Annotated in this window: 16 protein-coding genes; 4 read left to right on the forward strand and 12 right to left on the reverse strand. The window is 43.3% G+C overall.

Annotated features, from left to right (window positions below; translation table 11 throughout):
* Positions 1–29: 29 nt before the first annotated feature.
* The gene (locus MHH50_RS22605) at positions 30–905 is read right to left on the reverse strand and encodes a carbohydrate ABC transporter permease (RefSeq protein ID WP_036683169.1); all 876 of its coding nucleotides are present in this window, start codon (positions 903–905) and stop codon (positions 30–32) included.
* 36 nt (positions 906–941) lie between these two features.
* Positions 942–1,898: an ABC transporter permease subunit gene (locus MHH50_RS22610; protein WP_081382600.1), complete on the reverse strand. Its 957-nt coding sequence runs from the start codon at positions 1,896–1,898 to the stop codon at positions 942–944.
* A 228-nt stretch (positions 1,899–2,126) separates the two neighbouring features.
* On the opposite strand from MHH50_RS22610, the gene MHH50_RS22615 reads away from it, so the two are divergent.
* The 3 genes from MHH50_RS22615 to MHH50_RS22625 all read left to right on the forward strand — a co-directional run bounded on the left by MHH50_RS22615 (position 2,127) and on the right by MHH50_RS22625 (position 6,147).
* A complete protein-coding gene (locus tag MHH50_RS22615) occupies positions 2,127–3,857 on the forward strand; it encodes a histidine kinase (RefSeq protein WP_076130287.1) in 1,731 nt (576 codons plus the stop codon).
* Positions 3,838–5,193 (forward strand): response regulator, encoded by a 1,356-nt coding sequence (locus MHH50_RS22620; RefSeq protein ID WP_340033426.1) that lies wholly within the window; start codon positions 3,838–3,840, stop codon positions 5,191–5,193. The genes MHH50_RS22615 and MHH50_RS22620 overlap by 20 nt, the downstream gene beginning before the upstream one ends.
* Positions 5,194–5,268: 75 nt before the next feature.
* Positions 5,269–6,147 (forward strand): AraC family transcriptional regulator, encoded by an 879-nt coding sequence (locus tag MHH50_RS22625; protein ID WP_076130289.1) that lies wholly within the window; start codon positions 5,269–5,271, stop codon positions 6,145–6,147.
* A 1,397-nt stretch (positions 6,148–7,544) separates the two neighbouring features.
* On the opposite strand, the gene MHH50_RS22630 is transcribed toward MHH50_RS22625, so the two are convergent.
* Together MHH50_RS22630 and MHH50_RS22635 are read right to left on the reverse strand one after the other, a co-directional pair.
* Positions 7,545–9,734 carry an alpha-galactosidase gene (locus MHH50_RS22630; RefSeq protein ID WP_076279238.1) on the reverse strand — a complete coding sequence of 730 codons (2,190 nt, stop codon included), beginning with the start codon at positions 9,732–9,734 and terminating at the stop codon, positions 7,545–7,547.
* 235 nt (positions 9,735–9,969) lie between these two features.
* Complete coding sequence (locus MHH50_RS22635) at positions 9,970–10,224, reverse strand: glycoside hydrolase family 2 protein (RefSeq protein ID WP_256717514.1); 255 nt, start codon at positions 10,222–10,224, stop codon at positions 9,970–9,972.
* An 89-nt stretch (positions 10,225–10,313) separates the two neighbouring features.
* On the opposite strand from MHH50_RS22635, the gene MHH50_RS22640 reads away from it, so the two are divergent.
* A complete protein-coding gene (locus tag MHH50_RS22640) occupies positions 10,314–11,156 on the forward strand; it encodes a DNA-binding protein (protein WP_143759934.1) in 843 nt (280 codons plus the stop codon).
* Positions 11,157–11,878: 722 nt separating this feature from the next.
* On the opposite strand, the gene MHH50_RS22645 is transcribed toward MHH50_RS22640, so the two are convergent.
* From MHH50_RS22645 to MHH50_RS22680, 8 genes are all read right to left on the reverse strand, one after another.
* Positions 11,879–12,058, reverse strand: coding sequence for a hypothetical protein (locus tag MHH50_RS22645; protein ID WP_340033427.1), 180 nt, complete (start codon positions 12,056–12,058; stop codon positions 11,879–11,881).
* Positions 12,059–12,424: 366 nt separating this feature from the next.
* Complete coding sequence (locus MHH50_RS22650) at positions 12,425–14,470, reverse strand: carbohydrate-binding protein (protein ID WP_340033428.1); 2,046 nt, start codon at positions 14,468–14,470, stop codon at positions 12,425–12,427.
* Positions 14,471–14,670: 200 nt separating this feature from the next.
* On the reverse strand, positions 14,671–15,654 hold the full coding sequence (locus MHH50_RS22655) for a glycoside hydrolase family 43 protein (RefSeq protein WP_076276793.1): 984 nt from the start codon (positions 15,652–15,654) through the stop codon (positions 14,671–14,673).
* 46 nt (positions 15,655–15,700) lie between these two features.
* On the reverse strand, positions 15,701–17,260 hold the full coding sequence (locus tag MHH50_RS22660) for a glycoside hydrolase 43 family protein (RefSeq protein WP_340033429.1): 1,560 nt from the start codon (positions 17,258–17,260) through the stop codon (positions 15,701–15,703).
* Between the two features lie 30 nt (positions 17,261–17,290).
* The gene (locus tag MHH50_RS22665; RefSeq protein ID WP_076128910.1) at positions 17,291–18,130 is read right to left on the reverse strand and encodes a carbohydrate ABC transporter permease; all 840 of its coding nucleotides are present in this window, start codon (positions 18,128–18,130) and stop codon (positions 17,291–17,293) included.
* On the reverse strand, positions 18,123–19,067 hold the full coding sequence (locus tag MHH50_RS22670; RefSeq protein WP_076128908.1) for a sugar ABC transporter permease: 945 nt from the start codon (positions 19,065–19,067) through the stop codon (positions 18,123–18,125). Before MHH50_RS22670 ends, MHH50_RS22665 begins: the two co-directional genes overlap by 8 nt.
* 164 nt (positions 19,068–19,231) lie before the next feature.
* Positions 19,232–20,503 carry a response regulator gene (locus tag MHH50_RS22675; RefSeq protein ID WP_076310150.1) on the reverse strand — a complete coding sequence of 424 codons (1,272 nt, stop codon included), beginning with the start codon at positions 20,501–20,503 and terminating at the stop codon, positions 19,232–19,234.
* Entirely contained in the window at positions 20,496–22,298 is a 1,803-nt protein-coding gene (locus tag MHH50_RS22680; protein WP_076308200.1) for a histidine kinase, read from the reverse strand. Before MHH50_RS22680 ends, MHH50_RS22675 begins: the two co-directional genes overlap by 8 nt.
* Between the last annotated feature and the right edge of the window lie 18 nt (positions 22,299–22,316).

Below are 22,316 nucleotides of genomic sequence, written 5' to 3' on the forward strand. Positions count from 1 at the left end.
TTGAATTAAAGTTTTATATGTTGGTCACGTTATTCTTTTACAGCACCCAGAACGATGCCTTTGACAAAATACTTCTGTAGAAAAGGGTACACAAGGATAATGGGCAGTGTGCTAATAAAAATTTGCGCAGCTTTGATACTCTGTTCTGACAACGCGGCTGCTTCTGATTGACTAAGTGCCATACTCTGCGCTGAACCTTGCACCACTACAGTCTGTAAGAATGAAGCTAACGGATAGTCCGTTGTATTCGACATATACAAAATCCCATCAAACCATGCGTTCCAGCTCCCCACCATGATAAACAATCCAACGGTTGCCAGACCGGGAAGGGAAAGCGGAAGATAGATTTTCCGGAAAATGACGAAGAACGAAGCCCCATCGATAAATGCCGCCTCTTCAAGCGCCTTAGGGATTGTTTTAAAGAAATTCATAATCAGAATCAAATTATAAGCTCCGAAGGCACCGGGAAGCACGAGCGACCAGATCGTGTCCTTGAGCCCAAGTTTCGTAACCAATATATAAGAAGGAATCAATCCACCGGAAAACAACATCGTGAATATAAAAATCCACATTAAAGCATTACGCCCACGGAAATCTTTGGACAAGGCATACCCCGCCGTTGTAATAATGAACATGCTGATTAACGTCCCCAGTACCGTCCGGACCACTGAGATTCTCATGGAGCCTGTAAAATTCGTGTTTTTAAAAGTTTTCACATAGGCTTCGATATTAAAGTCCACCGGCCAAAAGGATACCAAATTCCCATTTACCGCTGTCTTACTACTAAATGATTGTGCTAGCAAATGAAGCATAGGCAATAAACACGATAAGGCTACTAGAATCAGGAGGATATGATTGAAAATCGAAAATATCCTATATCCCTTGGATTTATAATACACTCCCATTCCTCCTAACAGTTTTGTAAGCTTAACAACTTCGACTTAAAATATTTTATAGTTAGCTACCTTGTAAGCAATTCGATAGGAAATTACGATTAATATGAAGCTGATGCCGGATTTAAACAATCCAACAGCGGTACCAAAACCGTATTGTCCATTCAATAAGGATGACCGGTAAACATAAGTATCGATGATATCTCCCGTACTATATACGAGTGGATTGTATAAGTTAAAGATTTGGTCAAATCCTGCATCCAGGATATTTCCAAGGCTTAACGTTGCAATTACGATGATCATCGGCATCATACTCGGTAAGGTAACATGGCGTATTTGTTGGCGGCGTGAAGCGCCGTCGATCTCAGCTGCCTCATAATAAGAAGGGTCGATCCCTGTAATCACCGCTAAGTAGACAATCATGCCAAATCCGAAGTTTTTCCATAAATCACTGATGATGATCGTCGGTCTGAACAGCGTAGGATCGCCCAGAAAGAAAATCGGTTTCAGTCCGAGGAAATTCGTAAGAAAATGATTTATGCCCCCATCCAGACCTAAGATATCAATCATGATTCCGGCAACGGTTACCCAAGAGAGAAAATGCGGTAAATAGACCAAGGTTTGAATACTCTTTTTAATCCCCATGTTTCTAATCTCGCTTAGCAGAATCGCCATAAAGATAGGAACAATAATTCCGACTATAATTTTGATTACAGCAATAATAAGGGTGTTGATAATGGATTGTGTTGCCTCTTTATATTGAAAGATTCTTGCGAAGTTATCCCAACCAATCCAAGTTGAACCTGTAATTCCAAGCCAGGGCTTGTAATCCTGAAAGGCCATCACTAATCCGACCATAGGACCGTAGGCAAAAATTAGAACGAATACCAAAGCTGGGATACATAAAACATACAACGGCCAATTTTTTTTGATTTCCTTTTTCCAAGGATTCTTTCTGCTTTTTTTAACGTTGGCTTTCTCACTCCATTTGAGCTGGGTATTCATTATCTGTGCTATTGTGCTTACCCCCTTTTACATTCTTGGCTGCTAATTTCTTTCTGGTTTAATGTTAACAAAAGCGCTTTCATTCGAAAATGTCTCAAATTAAATATCATAACCACTCGCTAAACATCTTTATAAACGCTTTCATTTTGCGAGAGCTCTTCTCTTTTTCTTTTGGAATATATGGCTTATGATGAATTCACACGAGTCCTAGCGACAGGAGTAATGCTTATGATTAAAAAAGTAAATATGAAACGATTCATATATTTTTTCGTTTTTTTCCTTTTACTTACCTTAAGTTTGTTTTTCGTAATGAACTCCCTAGGTTCCAAAACCATTCAAGAGAGCTTGGTTAACTCCTCCAAAAATCAGCTAGCCTATACGGAAAGCATTCTGGATGGCATCATCTCTGAGGCAAGTTTGTATGGCATCCAATATACAGCCGACACCTCCGTACGTTTCTATCAAAGCAAAATACAAGAGATGAACAATTACGATGCCCAGATGAAAAAAAACGATATCTATGACCGCATATCAGCACCACTTCTCTCCAGTCAGGCGATTGAATCTATCGGTATCTACTGGAAATCGGATGGCACTTTTATTTTTACGGGTCATGATTCGCTTGCCAAACAGCCCTTTCAGAAGGTCACGCAGCGAGGCTGGCAGATTGTTAATAACAATTTGTATTATTTTTCAATCTATCCTTATATTCATGAACCTAAGAATCCTGCCAATATTCAGTACATCGTGGGCGTTAAGCTGAAAAAGGAGTATTTAACAAGTCTTTTAGAGAAAGCAGTGAGTGGCGGCGAGAGCTCCAATGCCTTTTTACTTGTGAACAAGAGTTTAATGATTAGCAATAAAGCGGTGGATATTCGAATCGAGGAAAAAGCCAAGGAGACGATAACACCCAATGCACATGAAATTTTAAAGTTTGACTATCATATCAACGATGACGATTATTATGTTTTATCGAAGTATATTGAGCCGATTGATACGTATCTTGTTACCTATACGCGAATGAGTGATTTTTTGAATCCGCTTAACCGGAATAAACAGGTGTTTTTTGTCAGCATCTTAATGATCTTGATCATTGGCCTTATCGTGATTTTTATGTTCTATCGAAACTATTATCGTAATGTATATTTGCTCGACAAGAAATTCTACCAAGTGGAACAAGGGAATTACAGCACCAGAATTAGTGAGAACCCGGACAATCAATTTTATAGTCTATTTAAAAGCTTTAACCACATGGTCGCCAAAATACAGGCTTTATTCGCTTCATTAAAAATAGAAACCGAGCTGCGCAGAAACGCCGAAGTGAAACAGCTACAGGCTCAGATCAATCCACATTTTCTTTACAATAATCTGTTTTTTATTATGGCAGTGGCAAAAACTTCACCGGAAGCCGTAATGCAGATGAGCAAGCATTTAGCAGAGTACTATCGTTATTTAACAAAAATGAATTCAGATAATGTTACGTTGGCTTCTGAATTGCAGCTTGCCGATCATTTTTTATCCATCATGTCACTTTCCAAAAAAATAAATTATGAAATCAACCTGCCTCCTGAACTGGGAGAGCATCTGATTATGCCACTGATTATCCAGCCTATGGTCGAGAACGCAATCCAGCATGGGATTGAAGAACAGCAAGGGGCTCATCGCGTTACTATAGATGTAAAAGAACTTGATACTGGAGCATTAATTATTGTTGCCGATGACGGTAAGGGGCTTACTGCTGAGGAAATACACCAGCTAATGGCCAGACTTGAGAATGAATCCCCACCTGAAGGATCAAGAGGAATTGGTCTTTGGAACATTCATCATCGCCTCAAAAATGCGTATGGTGAATTAAGCGGACTGCGGTTCTTCATCAATGACTGGGGTGGTTTATCCGTGCTGGCATTCATAGATTTCTCGCTGGATGAAGGAGGACAATATGCGATTATTGATAGTTGATGACGGACATTACATCGTTGAATATTTAAAACACCTGCTGGATTGGAGCAAATTTGGAATTGAGCATATTGAGACGACAACAAATTCGATTGAAGCCAAGGAGCTATTGAATCAGAATCATATAGATATCCTTATTACAGATATTCGTATGCCCGAGGTATCCGGCATTGATTTACTGCATCATGTTCATGAGAAAAAGCTCAATACCAAGGTAATTTTCCTTTCCGGTTATTCTCAATTTGATTATGCACAACAAGCCATTCGTTTGGGTGCACTCGATTATTTACTCAAGCCGGTTGATAAAGAGGATATGGAAAAAGCCATGAGTCAAGTTATTAAGAGTATCGCTGAGAAACCCCCAAAAACCCCAGTGGCAGAGAAAAACATAGATGGGCTAGGTTACTTGCTTTCTGTTATTAGCGGACCTTCCCCACTACGTTATGATCACAGCACACTCGATACTGCTTTACGGAATGAGCACTTTTGCTTTTTTCACGTCTCAGGGGCTAGAGGGAAAGATGAAATGATGTTAAAAGATCATAATGGTGGACGGGACTTTATTTGGATCGCTCCATCAGCCATTACTGGAATTATTCCAGAATCCAATACCGAAACTGTGGCAAGCAGCGTCGATTCCATTTCTTTTTCCGAGCCGTTTGAATTTTCTCAAAAGCATGCTGTTCGGCATATTTTTTATCATTTCTTTTTTAATGAAAATATTGGGGCCAGAGACTTTACTATGCTGAGTGCCTCTAGTGCTCTCCCTAAATTAGAGCTTGGAGAATGGGAACAAACCAGAAAAAACATTTTAAAAAACTTTGCCAAGCTCACTGTCAAAAAACAAAAGCTCCTCTACCTGCTCGAATTCATTAATTTGCTGTATTCCACAACCGATAAAATCCAATCAGCTGAGGTCGCAGACTGGATTTTCAATCAATTATCAGAGCCAAATACGGCTCTTCAATCCATCTTGCAGAGCCTCACCCAATTAGATAGAAGCGCTAAATTTTCCAATCAAAACATTGTTCATACCATTCAAGCCTATATCTCCAATCATATTAGTGATTGCTTGAGCCTGGAGGACTTAGGGAAAATTGTTCACCTACATCCTGTTTACCTGTCTAAATTTTATAAGCAGGAGACGGGCGAAAATTTATCGAGCTACATTTCTTCTAAACGCTTGGAAAAGGCCTCCAAGTTATTAATCGATTCCAACTTACATGTGCTCGATATTTCACATCTAGTCGGCTACAAAAAGCCACAATATTTCATTAAGCTGTTCAAAGATCAGTATGGCATTACGCCTTATCAATATCGAAGACAGCAGATTAAATGAAACAAAAATTGAACAGATCAACAAAAAAGTTTACACTTTGAATGAAGTAACGAACCACGGAAAGGAAACCTGCTAATGTTGCGCTCCTCCTACACCATTCGCTCGGAAGAACAAGCTTCTATGCTTCTGTTTGATTCTATTGGCTGGGAACAAGCCGAGACTCCGGCATATTCATTCAACGGCCAGAACCGGACGGAGAGAAGTTGTGTTATTTTTCAGTACACCTTATCTGGAGAGGGTAGAATTGAAATAGACGGGGTTGTTCACCCATTAACGAAGGGCAAAGCTTTCCTAGTGACTGTCCCCAGTATACACAGATATTATTATCCGGAGGAAGGTACAGAGCCCTGGGAATTCATTTGGCTGAATGTACGAGGACCTCTAGCTATTTCACTCTGGAACCAGCTGATCGCACATGGCGGTCCCATTATAGAACTCCCTCAGGAATCGGTTCCGATGGATTTATTGTGGAGTATGTTCAAGGACATCCAGGTTGATGAAGAAAGAGATTTGCATTTTCTAACGGGGAAAGCCTTTCAGTGGATATTGTCCATGGAGAAATACCTCAAGAAACCAAGTTTGTTAACCACCTATATAAAAAATGACAAACTCCATGCCGCTATACAATTCATGAAAAATGATCTGCACAATAATAACCTTAGCTTAGACGATGTCGCCGCACATGTTGGAATTTCTAAACATCATCTTTGCAGGCTATTTCAAAAAAACATCAATCTCTCGCCCTTTGAGTATTTAAGAAGGAGACGGATCGAGCTGGCAGCATCTATGCTGAAAACAACAGATCAGACGATCTACCAGATCGCTGTGGACACCGGGTTTGACAATGCCAGCTATTTCGGCAAAGTTTTTCGTTCCTACTTTGGAGTTAGCCCCTCCACTTACCGCGAGCAGGACCTAGAGTTCCTGTCCAAACATGTGTTTTTTGAAAATTGATGTTGCTAGGCATATCTATTCGGCTTCGATAGAGCTGAGTGGCAGGCGTGGCAGGTGTGGCAGGTGTGGCAGGCGTGGCAGGCGTGGCGTGCGTGGGGTGCTAATTCGGGGCCGGTGGATGCAAGTAGTAACCATTCAGATCTGGGGGTGCCAACTCACAATTGCAAGGCGTACCAACTCGCGTACGGCAGCCCCCGCCTAGGTAAACATCCTGCTAAACACCCTAATTCGCATACAGCAGCACCGCGGGATAACCACCCTCCGCCGCTTTCGGACCCAGATGACGCTATTTGCCAATTTTTCGTCTTTTGAGCACAGTTTCGGACTCCAGTGCAGCTATTCCTTCGAAAGAGGTGCTTATTAGGTACTTTTCGAGCCAATAGCGACTATACGGTCCGATAAAACTCTAAATGTGTGAAAAGACTATGTTTAGCGGCATCTGAGTCCGATAGCACTGTGTTGGACGGGTAAGTAACTTGCAAGGCGTACTAATTGGCGTCCAGCGGCCCACGGCTAAGGAAGCAACTTGCTAAACACCCAAATTCGCATACGAAAGCACCGTGTCACCCCCTCTACCGCCGCTTTCGGACTCAGATGACGCTATTTGCCAATTTTTCGTCTTTTGAGCACAGTTTCGGACTCCAGTGCAGCTATTCCTTCGAAAGAGATGCATATTAGGTACTTTTAGAGTCAATAGCGACTATGCGGTCCGATAAAACTCCAAATGTGTGAAAAGACTGCGATTAGCGGCATTTGAGTCCGATAGCACTGTGTTGGTTTGGTAAGCAACTTGCATGTCGTACTAATTGGCGGCCCACGGCTAAGGAAGCAACTTGATAAACACCCTAATTCGCGTACAGCAGCACCGAGTGATAACCATCCACCGCCGCTTTCGGACCCCAATGACGCTATTTGCTAATTTTTCGTCTTTTGAGTACTGTTTCGGACTCCAGTGCAGCTATTCCTTCGAAAAAGGTGCATATTAGGTACTTTTCGAGCCAATAGCGACTATGCGGTCCGATAAAACTCCAAATGTGTGAAAAGACTGCGATTAGCGGCCACTGAGTCCGATAGCACTGTGTTGGCTGAGTAAGTAACTTGCATGGTGCACCAATTTGAGCCCGCCGACTTCGAGTTATAAACACTCAACTCCAGTGGCGTCAGGCTACTTGCAAGGCGCACTAATTCGCGTACGGCAGCACCTGGCTAGCAAAGCATCTTGCTAAACACCCTTATTCGAGCCCGCTATCCGCGGCTAAGGCTAGGTAAACATTCTGCTAAACACCCCATCCAATAACAGCTTCGGGCGCGCAGCTAGTCACAAAAGAACTCAAAAAAGGAGAAAAAAAGGAAGGTGCTCAGCAGCCAATGGCTTTTGGGGCACCCTCCTTTTTTGATTAAACTTCTCTAAGCACGAAAAGTAGGCTTCTGAAATCGCCCTCAAGCTGTGGAAGCGTGAGTCCGAAGTGCATCAGCTCATCCCCTCTGTATACTCCGCCGTTAAGCTCAAGCTTATACGATTTCGCAGGGTCGAGTCCTTTCAGACGCAATCTGCGCAACGGTGGATTAGGCCCGGCCAAAACTTGGAAGTAGGTGGCGAAGGCTTCTTTTTTATCAGCAGAAACAAACATCCATGCCGTCTCGTTTCCTTCAAAAGGACTAAGCAGTCGATAGAAATCACCGTACTGAATCAGCATTCTCAGTTCCTTGTACTCTGAAACCTGCTTGCGGATATCCTCGCGCTCAGCTTCAGTAAGCTTGGTCAAATCCAGCTCGTAGCCGAAATTACCCGACATCGCGACATGACCACGTGTCTCCAAAGGTGTAATACGATGTACCTGATGGTTAGGAACAGCCGACACATGGGCACCCATTGAACTCGCAGGATACACCATACTTGTTCCGTATTGGATCTTCAATCTTTCCACTGCATCCGTATCATCGCTAGTCCAGGTCTGTGGCATATAATACAGCATTCCCGGGTCAAATCGTCCGCCACCGCCGGAGCAGCTTTCGAACAAAATATGAGGGAAACGGGAAACGATACGTTCCAGCACATCATAAAGTCCAAGGATATAACGGTGTGCCGTTTCACGTTGACGTTCGGCTGGAAGAAGCGCTGATCCAATCTCCGTCATATTCCGGTTCATATCCCATTTCACATAAGTAATCGGAGCGGATGATAATACCGAGCTAACTGACTCGACGATATAATCACATACATCCTTACGGGATAAATCCAGCACTAGCTGCTGGCGGGCTAAGGAACTTTTATGCCCAGGTACATGGAGACACCAGTCTGGATGTTCACGGTAAAGATCACTTTCAGGCGATACCATTTCTGGCTCGAACCATAATCCGAATTCCATGCCCATTGCCGTGATATCTTCGCCTAGCTTTCCAAGACCTTCAGGCAGCTTGCGACGATCCTCTACCCAATCTCCCAGGGAGCTGTCGTCGTTATCACGTTTGCCGAACCAGCCGTCATCCAGCACGAACAGCTCCAGGCCTAGCTCTTTGCCTGCTTTAGCAATTTCTTTGATTTTATCCGCGTTAAAATTAAAATAAGTCGCTTCCCAGTTGTTGATCAGAATAGGACGCTTGCTATCGCGGAATTCACCTCTGCATAACCGGGTCCGATACAGACGGTGATAGGTTCTCGATAAACCGCCAAGCCCTTCACTGGATCTTACTAATACTGCTTCAGGTGCCTGAAAGGATTCGCCCGGTTCAAGCAACCACTGAAAGTTAAAAGGTTGAATACCGATCCCTACTCTGGAAATTCCGTACTGATCCACTTCTGCTTGGGCGAGGAAACTCCCGCTATACACAAGGCTGAATCCATAAACTTCGCCATGGTCCTCTGTCGCATCTTTTGCAAGCAAGGCCATAAAAGGATTCTGCTGATGGCTACTGGAGCCGCGTTTGCTGTCAATCCGTTGGATGCCAGGAACGAGTGGTCTTTTGTGAATATGGCGTTCTCTAGTCCAAGTACCGGATAATTGCAGCATGTCATAGTCAGAATCATGGAAGTCAACATTCGCGCTTAATACTCTTTTCAAAACCAGATTGTCCTTACCCAGATTCTCAATCCGCACGGAACGTGTTATAACATCCTGATCGTTAAATACGGTATAGCTCAAGGCAGCGATCAATCCTGTTTTATCATCTTGCAGTATAATTTCCAAGGTCTCTGCTTCTTCATCACTTTCAACATAAGTAGCAGGCAGACCTTTGAGTGCAGGTTTTCCTTTATTAATGGTGTAGCTCTTATAACGGAAATCCGTTACGGTCGTGCCATCTACTAGGTGAACCTCCAGTGCCGGTTCGCGGAAATCCCCGTTTCCATAGGAAGGGAATTCGCTTGGCAAGGTGTCGAGGGAGATATTTTTATCCTCTTGCAAATAAGTTGGACTAAAAGAGCAACGTTCCACCAAATTCAACGGGTGTTGAAATTCTCTCCCTGCCAATTGTGGGCCCCAGTAGACATGCGCTGGAATAACACCTTTGATCATTTCAATAATATAGCTGGATTTCTCTGACTGTAAATGAAACACCTTGCGGTTGTCGTCATAATAAATACCCATAATATGTTTGCACTCTCCTTAAGGTAGCTCAATAGAACGTTTATTGTTTGTAGTTAATGCTTCTTCGAAGTCTATTTTAGAGTGAAATGGAAGGGGATACAATCTTAATATCTATACCTATTATAGTAAAATATTGATCTATCTATACACAGGATCTAAACCACTAGAATATATATCATCAAACTGTCATTTGGAGATTGGTAGCCTAAGATATAGTAGGAAAATAACCTTTTGCTTAAATATCAAAGACGGAACGTACAGTAAGCTGGGCACGCAGTTCCTCAGCTGTAGCTGGTTTATCGAGATCTTTTTTGGCAACCGTAACGATTCTTGAAACGCCAGCTGACAGGTCGAAATAGCTATCACTGAAGATCGCATCTCTTTCCTTGAAATCAAGTCCAACGAAACGGGCATATGCTTTTGACTTCACAGTATTTTGAAAATTATTAATAAAGACCCTTTTGACCTTATGTAACGTGATGGAAATCACATGATTTAATGTAAAATAAATGAATAATTTAGAAATGAAATACAATTATCTTAATCGATGCATGATATGCTCTAGAAAGGGAGATAGGATTGAAGTTGGATTTGGAAGAGTTGAATGTGGATTCCTTGATTCAGATGCTTAAGGCATCATTTTCATTTGAGAATTGGGATGCCATGATTGAAATTGCAGACAAGCTACATGAACAAATTTCCATCATATATGAAAACAATAGTAACCTCATAAGAGGTCCTAAACTGAAGCGGAGTATCCCCTATTATTTTGGATATAGCTCCTGCGCAAAAGGTATAGCACTACAAAAGTCCGGTAAGTATGACGAGGCAAAACTATGTATTCAGAAGTATGCTGACCTGGGCTGGATAGTAGGTTTAGATGAAGAGGCCATTTATGAAGTCGAATATTACCGCAATATAGCAAAAGCCAATTCATACGTTATCGATCTGCTGGAAGGCAAAATGGGAATGCTACATAAATACGTTGAGTTTATTAGAAAAAGTGATGATGAAGAATTATTGCCGGGACTCATTACAATCTTAGAATCTTCGATAATACATGATTATTCCGTTGATTGGATTCTGAAGGAATTCAAAATCAATGTTGATGACATAGGAGAACATGAGACTATTGTGAATATCAAATACCATGAGGATTACATTTATTTGCTGGCGATGTATTACTATAAACAAGAGAATATGTACGATACAATCAACACTATTCTAGAAATCTTGTTATTAAGCATCAAGCTAGACGATGATACAGGCTTCAAAAAATCAGCAGCGCTCTTTGAACTCCTTAGAGACCACGCCGATCAATCACAACTCAAAGTGCATCACAACATCATGAAAACAATAATCGAAAAAGAGTTTACCAGGTCCTTCAGCTCGCGAATCGAGTTCAGCAAAATACACAGTTAAGCATCACGGAGGTCGTCGTTGATCGGATTATAAAGTTGGTTATAAAAAGGAGTGGTTCTCCGGTTAATGGGGGGAATCACTCCTTTAGGGTGTATTGGTCCCGGTCCATACGGTGCATTCTGCGGGATTTATACCGTAGATTTCCCCGTATTCGCTCGATCAGCTGCATTCTGCGGGATTTATCCCGTTCATTTCACCGTATATGCTCGATCTGGTGACATTCGCTCGATCCGCCATATTCTAGGGCATTTATGCCTCTCTTTTCTCCACATTCGCTCGATTCGCCACATTCTAGGGCATTTTTGCCTCTCTTTTCCCTGCATTCGCTCGATCCGCCACATTCTAAGGCATTTATGCCTCTCTTTTCACCACATTCGCCCGATCCGCCACATGCTAGGGCATTTATGCCTCTCTTTTCGCTGCTTCCACTCCATCCTCCACTTTCTAGGGTATTTATGCCTCTCTTTTCGCCACCTTCACTCGATCCGGTACATTCTGCGGGATTTATACTGTAGATTTCTCCGTATTCGCCCGATCAGCTGCATTCTGCGGGATTTATACCGTTCTTTTCGCCACATTCGCTCGATCAGCTACATTCTGCGGGATTTATACCGTAGATTTCTCCGTATTCGCCCGATCAGCTGCATTCTGCGGGATTTATACCGTTCATTTCACCACATTTGCCCGATCAGCCGCATTCTGCGGGATTTATACCGTTCATTTCACCACATTTGCCCGATCAGCCGCATTCTGCGGGATTTATACCGTTCTTTTCTCCGTATTCGCCCGATCAGCTGCATTCTGCGGGATTTATACCGTTCTTTTCTCCGTATTCGCCCGATCAGCTGCATTCTGCGGGATTTATACCGTTCTTTTCGCCACTTCCACTCCATCCACCTCATTCTAAGGCATTTTTGCCTCTCTTTTTGCCACATTCGCTCCATCCGCCACAATCTAAGGCATTTATGCCTCTCTTTTCACCACATCCACTCCATCCGCCACATTCTAAGGCATTTATGCCTCTCTTTTCACCACTTCCGCTCGATCCGCCACATTCTAAGGCATTTTTGCCTCTCTTTTCGCCACTCCCACTCCATCCACCTCATTCTAAGACATTTTTGCCTCTCTTTTCGCCACTTCCGCTCCATCCGCCACATTCTACGGTACAACTCCCGCTCCCTTTTCGCCGCTTCCACTCCAGCCGAGGTCTATCTGCCCGCCCCAGCATAAAGGTTTTTCACTCCCCCTCAGAACCTCGCTTAATAAAATCACTTAATAAACTTGAACCCATTAAGATTCAATAAATATCCGCTAGAGCCGGTAAATTTTAGATATACATTATGCGTGCCGGTGGCGCCGCTGATTGCACATGTTTTAGTCACCCAGGTCTGCCAGCCGCCTGTTCCCGCTACCGGACAAGTTCCAACCAGAGTTCCAGTTGAGCTGTCCAGTCTAATTTCGATAGTTCCTCCAGATGTACCGCTCGCTACTCTTGCTTCGAAACTTGTGGGTCCGACGCTTCCAAAGTTAACATTATTAAACGCGATATAATCGCCATTCTCTATATAGCCGACATTCTGACCGCCTTCGGAACTCGCTTCATTTTTCACACCAGACATGCTGGTATAACGTTCTGCTTCGATCGTCGAATAGGCATCATAATAATTTGTTTTTAACCACTCCGCAGTGTTCCAAGAAACTTTTGAGACCCCGGCATATTGATTTACTGTGGAGACAACGCCAGATAGAGGAACTGTTTTATAAGCATAAGGCAATTGCTCGTTATACCCATAAGTGAATGTAAAAGGCGTAGATGGCGGGTTTGATTTACTCATATTTTCAATTCCGACTATTGATGATGACCAAGCCCACTGGCCAATGGTTGCTTTGTTATTCCAATTCATTCCGTTAGTAAAGGCATTAACGCCATTATTATCCCAGCTGCTGCCTGTATAGGTTGTTCCGCTACTAGTTGTTACTGTAGAATTTACAATTAAACTATGGTTCATCGCATCCTTAAACAATACGTCAAAAGGTGCATTCATATTAGCGGTATCATCCCCTTGACGCTCCGCACCAATCAGCGGTTCATTAAAAGCATTATAGACATTGGTGTCCCCCGCTATAGAAGCTCCATTTCTGGCGTTCATTCCACGCGATAATTTATCATGGCCATATTTGGAGATTGCAGTAACGCTGTCGAGTACATTCTGATGTGTAGAGTTATCAAAAGAATTATTAAATAGATGCCCGACTCCTTGACGAATCATTGGCAGACGCGATCCAACATTTGTATAACGATTGTATGCTAAAGTTAAGCGAAGTCTTTGATTTCCATCTTTAATTTCCACACCGTTAGAACCCACATAATTCGTATAATCCTTGTCACCCGATCCTACCAAATGAACTTTGGAGTGATAGGCGGCATAAGCCATAATTTGATTTTTGGTAGCCCCTTCGTTACGCATTTTATAATAAAGGCTGGTGGAGGAGTTCAGTGATCCTGTTGCATATTTTTGCTCCATATATTCAATTGACTTATAAATAGAGCTACTAGTCGCTGGATTTTGAGCTGCCGCTAGACCAAATTCGTTCCAAGAATAAGTTACATTCGTTGAACCATTTTCCATATCAATCATTCCATCCGCGGCTATCGAAAACTTACAGTGGTCTATCCATACATTGTTTGCGCCATTTACCTTGATAAAAGTCCAGCCTACCTCTTTGTGCTCACCTGTATCATCCCATTGCCACATTTCATCAAAATTGAGATTTCTAATGACAATATCATTCACTGAGCTCTGCAATTTTAATTCTGCGTGTTTAATAGTTTTACCTGAAGCTGAAAAAATCGTTAATCCATCAATATTGGCTATGTTTAATTTGGATACACCGGAGGTTATTAAGAGTGGGTTCGTGAATCCGTTTGATGGATCAGGATATTTTGTAACAAAGCTATATTTTGAAATTTCAGTAGAATTTAGTGCTAATTCAGTCCACCCTAAGTTTAGATTATCTGTAACTTCAATAACTTTTACAGCACCACTGCCTGCATCCAAGATTGCTTGTAAAAACTCTCGGCCACTGCTGACCGTTCGATAATATGAGGTACCTGCATAACTGCTTCTATCTTTTACACCTAATGATGCAAAACCAGGAACTGATAAAAAACTGCTGTCATAACCCTGCTCAACCTTAGACGCGTTAGGAATTGTATTTACCGCTGCCGCCTCTGCTTTGCCTGCTAGATTAGAACAAGTTAAAGTCATCAATAAACTTCCCAGCATTAAACTACGTAGCACTTTTTTAATCATTTGATCCGATCCCTCCTACTTATTTTAGTGAAACGACCCTACCTGAATGATCACCCCCTTTAATGAAAGCGCATCCAATTATGATATAAAAAGATCCCCTCCGATTGACTGTGATTAGACTCATCTACCATGAGGTCTGTTTCCACTGCCTACCTGAGGGGAATCCTACAAAACCATTCCTTGTTGCCATACAATTCTATCTATACTAAATTTGGATCGATCATTCGCAGCGTTCCGTCCGCATTATACTTTAATTCAGTAACCTTCACACAGCGCTTATGGCTCACACCGTCCGACAAAGAACTATCATGATAAAATAGATACCATTTGTCCCGAAAGTTCACGATGGAATGATGCGTTGTCCATCCGATCACCGGGGTCAGAAGTGTGCCTTGAAACGTAAAGGGTCCCAGCGGATTGTCTCCAATGGCGTAGACGATTTTATGTGTGTTCCCTGTAGAATAACTGAGGTAGTATTTCCCCTCGTATTTATGCATCCAAGGACCTTCAAAAAATCTTCTTTCTTCATCGCCTGCCAGAATAGGACGTCCTTCAGTATCAATGATGGAGATTTCCATTAATTTGTCCTGAAAGGACAACATATCCTTGCTTAGCTTTGCCACGCGAGGTCCCAATGCAGGTTCGTGTGGAGCCGGCCCTGTGCCATCAGGCATGTAGGTATCCGTACTCCACTTCTCCAGCTGCCCCCCGCGAAGCCCTCCTAAGATCAGATAAACCTCGTCGTCATCGTCGTTGAATACGGCCGGATCAATGCTGAAGCTTCCCTCCATGTAATCCGCCTCCGGCGTAAAAGGTCCCGCCGGTGAATCCGCTGTCGCCACACCAATCCGAAACACCCCGCTGAGATCCCGCGCCGGAAAATAAAGATAATATTTGCCGTTTCGGAAGCCAGCGTCTGGAGCCCACATTTGCTTGGATACCCACGGGACATCCTTCATATGGAGTATTTCACCATCGTCTACGAATTCTGCTGACCTATCATCCATAGTTAGAACATGGTAATCCTCCATAGCATAATGATCTCCATCTAAGTTGTTGGGAACGCTGATTTCAAGATCGTGAGACACATAAATATATAGTTTATCCTCAAAAACATGAGCCGACGGATCAGCAGTATAAATATGTTTTACCAGAGGCTCATTTCGCTTCGAAACATTCAGCATAAGCTTCTCCTTTGTTTTGGGGTTATTCGGTTACTTGGTTATTCACTTACTTGGTGATTCGGAACCAATCGATATCAAGATATCCTCCATTGCCGGAACCTACGGCAAATAGACCTGTCTTAGCTCCCACCCAATGTCCTTCTATAGCTTGAAATGACTCTACAGGTACGGAAGTGAAGTCTGTACCCTCCAAGCTGTAGCCGAAATGGCAAGTCGCATCCTCTAATACCTCGACCCGCAAGAAGAGATTATCCGTGTCTATCAAAGGATATGACCACATTTCTGTCTCTCCCGTATCATCTCCTTGCATAAGCGATAGGGCTAGCGTCCCCTTCAGTTCTTGATCCTCTAATCTTCGTACCACCAAGCAACAATAACGATAACCAAAAATCATCAAACCTCCGGACTCCCCTATTCCCAAGCCCGAAGGGTCAACCTTGCAGGCTGCTGTAAACGAAAGTGCTGGGAATTTCTGCAGCAAGAGCTGCGGACTATGGTATAGCCCTTTGTTGTCTACGGGTTTATGTTCAGCATTTAACCGAAGATAGCTCTCTCTTGCCTCGAGACTATACCAAGACGATTTGGGGTTAGACTGCCACTGCCACTGCAATCCAAGCGTTGAAGACTCGAAATCGTCAGAAGTTGCAGGCACTGACACTGCGTATGCCTTCCCGACCTCAGGCTTTCGGTAACGTATCACTGGCACTCCAGCTCCATCGCTTGCTTGAAGCTCTCCCATCAAAGGCCAGTCATCTACCCAACTGACCGGCTGCAAATGAACGACCCGGCCATAAGGTCCTTTATCCTGGAAATGGATAAACCACGATTCGCCCGAATCCAGCTCCACTAGTCCGCCTTGATGCGGGCCGTTTACTGAGGTCTGCCCTTGTTGCAGAACGATTCGGTCCTCGTAAGGGCCCCAGATGTTTCGGGAACGGAACACTGTCTGCCATCCGGTTGCCACGCCCCCTGCCGGAGCAAGGATATAATAATATCCGTTGCGCTGGTATAACTTTGGTCCTTCCAGAGTCGGATGATTTTCGGTTCCATCATAGATAATCCGGCCTTCGTCCAGCAGCCCTTTACCGTCAGCGGACATTCGGCACAGCCGCAGCTTGTGCTTAATGCCGCTGCGGCTCTTCGCATAGGCATGAATCAAATACGCCTGTCCGTCCTCATCCCAGAAGGGACAAGCATCAATTAAGCCTTTGCCTGCCTGAACCAGATGCAGTGGCGTCCATTCTCCGGCAGGGTCCACCGCCGAAGTCATCATGATGCCGACATCTGGATCGCCATAGAAGATCCAGAACTTCCCACTATGGAATCTTAGGCTAGGTGCCCAGATGCCATTGCCATGCTGCGGACGGTCATACCCCTCCAAGTTCATCTCCAGCACAGCATGATTGATGATTGCCCAATTGACTAAGTCCTTCGAATGCAGGATCGGCAATCCGGGAATGTGCCCGAAGCTAGAAGCGGTCATATAAAAGTCATCACCGACGCGAATTACGTCCGGGTCCGAATAGTCCGCATGCAGGATTGGATTGATATAAGTTCCGTCTCCCTGATCTGAAATCCAAGGCTCTGCGTATTCTCCAAGATTCATGTAGTAATCCTCCCCACGTCCTTTTCCTTTTTATCCTTTGACCGAACCGCCTGTCAGACCTTGAATCAGATAACGCTGAATAAACATAAAGAGCACAATAGGCGGTATCAATCCAATAATGCTGCCTGCTGCGAGCGATCCATACTCTACACTGTACTGGCCGATTAAATATTTCAGTCCGATTGGGATCGTAAATTTGGACGCATCTGTCAGGAATGAGAAAGCAACCAAGAACTCATTCCAGCAGCCGATAAAGGCGAACAGAGCAGTCGCTACGATCCCCGGTAGAATCACTGGCGTAATGATCGTGAACAAGACCCGGAATCTTCCTGCTCCGTCGACCATAGCCGCTTCGTCAATTTCCTTCGGAATACCAGATACAAATCCTTGCATCAACAGCGAGTTGAACGCAACCTGTGAAACGATATAGAACAATATGATCGCAAAAGGCGTATTCATAATCCCCATGCTCTTAAAAATCAGGAACAACGGGATGACGAATAAGATTACCGGAAGCATCTGAGTGCCCAGCATCATAAGCATAAAAGCATTTTTTCCAACAAATTTAAATCTGCTCAAAGCATAGCCGTTGAAAATCGACAGCAATGTAATAAAAATCACCGACACCGTACAGATGAAAAGACTGTTTACAAAAAATCTCGAAAAATTGTTGACACTCCACACCTTTATGAAATTATCAAACGTAATTGGATGCGGAAGGTAACGAATCGTGGAGCTGATAATATCATTCTCATGTTTAAGGGAAGTTGAGATGTCCCAAAGAAAAGGCAGTAGGACAAACAACAACGTAACAGTCATAGGAATATAGAACAAACACAAAGTGGTTAAAAAACGTTTAAGCTTACTCATTTTGGCCACCTCTGCTTAATTTCATATAGACGACCACGAAAATCATTAGAACAGCGAAGGAAAGGACCCCCATAGCCGAACTATAGCCATAATTCCCGTTCAAAATTGCCGTCTGGAACATATAAATCGGGAGAGTGGTTGTCATATTCATTGGACCGCCGTTTGTCATCGTGAAGATCATATCGATAGAGTTGAACTCCCAGATGGCTCTTAGCATCGTAGTGAAAATAATACTTTCCTTAAGATAAGGCAGGGTAATGGAAAATAACTTTCTTGCCTTTCCGCAACCGTCGACTTCGCAGGACTCGTAGACTTCTTTCGGAATAGACTGCAAGGAAGCAAGCAGTGCGACTGCAAAGAACGGGATCCCTCTCCACAACTCGGCCAGTACAACCGAACCGAATACGGTATGGGTGTTCGACAGCCAAGCGATATTCTCGTGAATAATCCCTAACCTCTTCAAAAGATCGTTAATGACTCCGATATGCTGGTTGTACATGAGCGACCACAGCATTGTCGTAAGAACGCCTGATACCGCCCAAGGAATCAGCACGAGCGAACGTATAACGCCTCTAAACCGGAAGGCCTGATTAAGCAGCAGGGCCACACCTAAGCCGAACACGAGCTGAAGAACGACTTCAATAACCACCCACTTGATGGTTATCCATAGCGAGCTTGGGAACAGATCGTCATGGAATAAAATCTGCTTAAAGTTACTCCACCCGGCAAAACCGTCATCCATCGGCCGAGTCAAGTCATAGTTCTGAAAGCTTAGTTGGAAGACTTGTAAAATAGGGTAGAACATAATGACCGCCATGAGAACGACAGTCGGGATGATCAGAACGTAAGGAAATATCCTGTCGCTGCCGATCATCTTGTTTTTTCTCTTGGACGTTCCCGTCACTTGTCCTGTTGCTAATTGTTGTTTCACCTTCATGAAATAATCACCTCAATAAGAATAATAGGCTATGCATGAAGCTAGCTAAATAATATATCTTGCAAAGTTTGTTTGTTTTTTTGAAAATAAAAAATAGCAGCAAAAAAACAACCTCACCCCAATCACTGACTGGAATAAGGTTGTTTGTGAACGCTTTCCAACTATTACGAGCTATGCTGCTGTCTATACTCCATCGGGGTAAACCCTGTATGCCGCTTGAACAAAACACTAAAATACTGGGTATTCACATACCCAATTTTCTCAGCAACCTCATATACCTTTAAATCGGTATGCACAAGCAGTTCAGTAGCTTTATCTATTCGCACTTGGACAATATACTCACAAAAATTAACATCCGTATACTTTTTAAACAAAGTACTGACGTACGATGGTGTAATGTGGACCGTCTCCGCTACTTCTTTTAAGTCCAGATTCTCATTCTGATAATGATTTGCGATATAATCCATAATTGTGCGAAGAATAGCTTGATGCGAATTGCTTGAATATTTGACCTGATCATAGAAAATAATCGATTGATCCATCCGGACATCCTTCATCTGTGTCGCAATCAATGCTTCCTCATAGGAGACGCCAATATGTTTAAACCCTTCACCAATGCTGCCTATACCGATCTTGGCGTGAACTTTGAGATATTGCTCAATCATCACTGTTAAGCGGCGGGCAATAAGCTCGGTATCCTGCTTCAGCTTCTCCGCACCCTCGTTTCGGTAGTTGAACAACAGATTGATCCGGTGGTTATATTGAATCGCATACACCTGAACCCCGTCGCAAATTGCAGATTCTAGCACCTCATTGCAAAGGTTTTTGAGAGTGAACAATAATAGCTCCAGATCGACGGGTTTATTGGGTTTAAGAAACCTTCCGACACCATCCAAGCTCAGAACAGCCATCACGAACACCGAGCCGCAAAACGTTAAATCGAGCAGCTTCGCCTCCCTATCAATCGCTTCCTCATTCCCCGACCCAGAGATCAACTCGCTAAAAAATTGGTTCACGATAAGACCATGGCTTTTTATATCCTTCTCACGTTTTCTCCGCTCTTCCTCCAGTGCCTCAGACGCATTCATGATTGTCCGCAGGATTTTATCGTTATCTTCATACTTTAATATGTAATCAAACGCTTGAAGCTGTAGCGCCTCCTTAGCATAAGAAAAATCATCATACCCCGTTAAGAAGACAATCTTCAAATCTAAGCCATTCTCCTTCACTTGGGCGGCAAGCTTCAGTCCATCCATAAAAGGCATGCGAATATCCGAGAGCAGTAGATCCGGCTTCTCCCTTTGGATAAGTTCCCAAGCTTCCTTCCCGTCCACTGCAACTCCTGCCACCTGAATGTTTCCCTGATCCCAATGAATATTCCTGCGAAGCCCTTCCCTAATCCATTCATCATCGTCTGCAATGACCAGCTTATGCACGATTCGTCACCTCATTTTTCGTATATGGAATCCTTACAGTAACTATGGTATAAACCCCTTCTTCACTATCCAGCCGAATCCCGAACCCGTAGCCGAATTGCAGCGCCAGCCGTCGGTGAACATTACGCAGCCCGAATGTCACTGGAGCCTCTTGAACATTCTGCGCTTGAATAGAAGTATTCATCTCCTGTACCTTCTCTACATCCATCCCTGCACCATCGTCGAAGACTTCAATTATCGCTGCATCCCCGCTTGGCCTTCCTGTTATTCTGATGATCCCTTTTCCCTTCTTGTTTTTGATGCCATGATAGATGGCGTTCTCGACAATTGGCTGCAAGGTCAGTTTCATGATAGGAAGATGCATAATGCTCTCTTCAACTTGAATCTCAAATTCAAAATCTTTCTGGTAACGGATATTTTGAATTTGCAAGTAGCTTTGAACATGCTCGATCTCTTCTCTAAGCGTTATGACCTCCCGCCCTCTGCTAATGCCGATCCGAAAAAAGTGGGCCAGCGCACTAACCATAGTCGATGCCTTTTCCTTCTCACCCAAATCAATCATATGTTTGATAGATCCGAGAGTGTTGTATAGAAAATGTGGTTGAATTTGCGACTGCAATGCTAATAACTCCATTTGCCGCTTCTGTTCCTGTTCATCCTTAACTTGCTCCAGCAATTGGCGAACCGAATCGACCAAATTCTCCAACCCACTGGCTAATACACCAATTTCATTTTGCTCTTTCAGCTGAAAGTTAACATTTAGGTTCCCTTGTCTAAAACTCTTCACTTGTTTGGACAAATAACGGATGGGATTCGTCAGGCTGCTGGCAAAATAGGTTGCCATGATAATAAAAACTACGAGAATAACAGCTACGATTGTAAGCGTTATCGATTTAATCTGGCTTGCCTTGGCTAAGATATCGCTTTCAGGAACGATGGCGGCGAGCTTCCACCCGTTCAGCGATAACGTTGTAAAGTGAATCATCATACGTTGGTCCGACTTGCTGGCCGCCCTTAAATCTCCCTGGTGATTAGCGTTATTACGGATATCGTTCACGATCTCATCGCCGATAGCGTACTCTTTGGATAACGGCTTGGAATACATCACCCCATCTGGACTGATCAGAGCCAGCGAGCCATTGGGACTAATATTGACATTCTGTAAAATGTCGAGCAGATAGGATTCCTTCATATTAATGAGAGCCATGCCACTAACTTCGGAATCAAGATTTCCGATAATTTTAAATACGCTTACAACATTACGTTTCGTGACAGTAGTAAACACTTGATCCTCATGCGTATTCAACCAGTAATAACTGCTTTCTGCATCCTTTTGGTTGTATCGGGCCAGCCATTCATTAAGATTCACACCGACATGCCGGGGAATAAAGTCCTTCTGTATGTTGAAGGTCCGGCCATTATTAAACGTGACAAAAATTGAATCGATGACTTGCAAATGATTCCGGTAGGCTTCCTCGAACTGTTTATGAAGATCGATGATATCATCGTAGCGATGTTCTCCTTCGTCTTGTCCATTATCTAATAAAATATATTGAAAAGCCGAATTGTTCTCGATTGACACTAGCTGTTCGAAGATCGTATAAAGCTTATCGTTAAGAAAAAAGCCCGTTTGCTCGGTCGTATCGCTTAGCAAATAATAAGCGTTTTGTTCGAGCTGCTTAACGGCAGTGAAATAGGAAAAAAAACCGGTAAGCGCAACGGATGACACAAGAATAGGCAAAAAATAGATAAGCAGCTTAATTTTGATTGGGCTTCTAGAAAGATACGAGATCATGTATTTCCCCCAAATGAA

The organism is Paenibacillus sp. FSL H3-0302 (assembly GCF_037982245.1).
Lineage (GTDB): Bacteria > Bacillota > Bacilli > Paenibacillales > Paenibacillaceae > Paenibacillus_AQ > Paenibacillus_AQ odorifer.

Bases quoted from the DNA above. Each gene is read 5' to 3' on its own strand.
- MHH50_RS22605 (WP_036683169.1), bottom strand. From the start codon at position 905: ATGGGAGTGTATTATAAATCCAAGGGATATAGGATATTTTCGATTTTC.
- MHH50_RS22610 (WP_081382600.1), bottom strand. From the start codon at position 1,898: ATGAATACCCAGCTCAAATGGAGTGAGAAAGCCAACGTTAAAAAAAGC.
- MHH50_RS22615 (WP_076130287.1), top strand. From the start codon at position 2,127: ATGATTAAAAAAGTAAATATGAAACGATTCATATATTTTTTCGTTTTT.
- MHH50_RS22620 (WP_340033426.1), top strand. From the start codon at position 3,838: ATGCGATTATTGATAGTTGATGACGGACATTACATCGTTGAATATTTA.
- MHH50_RS22625 (WP_076130289.1), top strand. From the start codon at position 5,269: ATGTTGCGCTCCTCCTACACCATTCGCTCGGAAGAACAAGCTTCTATG.
- MHH50_RS22630 (WP_076279238.1), bottom strand. From the start codon at position 9,734: ATGGGTATTTATTATGACGACAACCGCAAGGTGTTTCATTTACAGTCA.
- MHH50_RS22645 (WP_340033427.1), bottom strand. From the start codon at position 12,058: ATGAGGTGGATGGAGTGGAAGTGGCGAAAAGAACGGTATAAATCCCGC.
- MHH50_RS22650 (WP_340033428.1), bottom strand. From the start codon at position 14,470: ATGATTAAAAAAGTGCTACGTAGTTTAATGCTGGGAAGTTTATTGATG.
- MHH50_RS22655 (WP_076276793.1), bottom strand. From the start codon at position 15,654: ATGCTGAATGTTTCGAAGCGAAATGAGCCTCTGGTAAAACATATTTAT.
- MHH50_RS22660 (WP_340033429.1), bottom strand. From the start codon at position 17,260: ATGAATCTTGGAGAATACGCAGAGCCTTGGATTTCAGATCAGGGAGAC.
- MHH50_RS22665 (WP_076128910.1), bottom strand. From the start codon at position 18,130: ATGAGTAAGCTTAAACGTTTTTTAACCACTTTGTGTTTGTTCTATATT.
- MHH50_RS22670 (WP_076128908.1), bottom strand. From the start codon at position 19,067: ATGAAGGTGAAACAACAATTAGCAACAGGACAAGTGACGGGAACGTCC.
- MHH50_RS22680 (WP_076308200.1), bottom strand. From the start codon at position 22,298: ATGATCTCGTATCTTTCTAGAAGCCCAATCAAAATTAAGCTGCTTATC.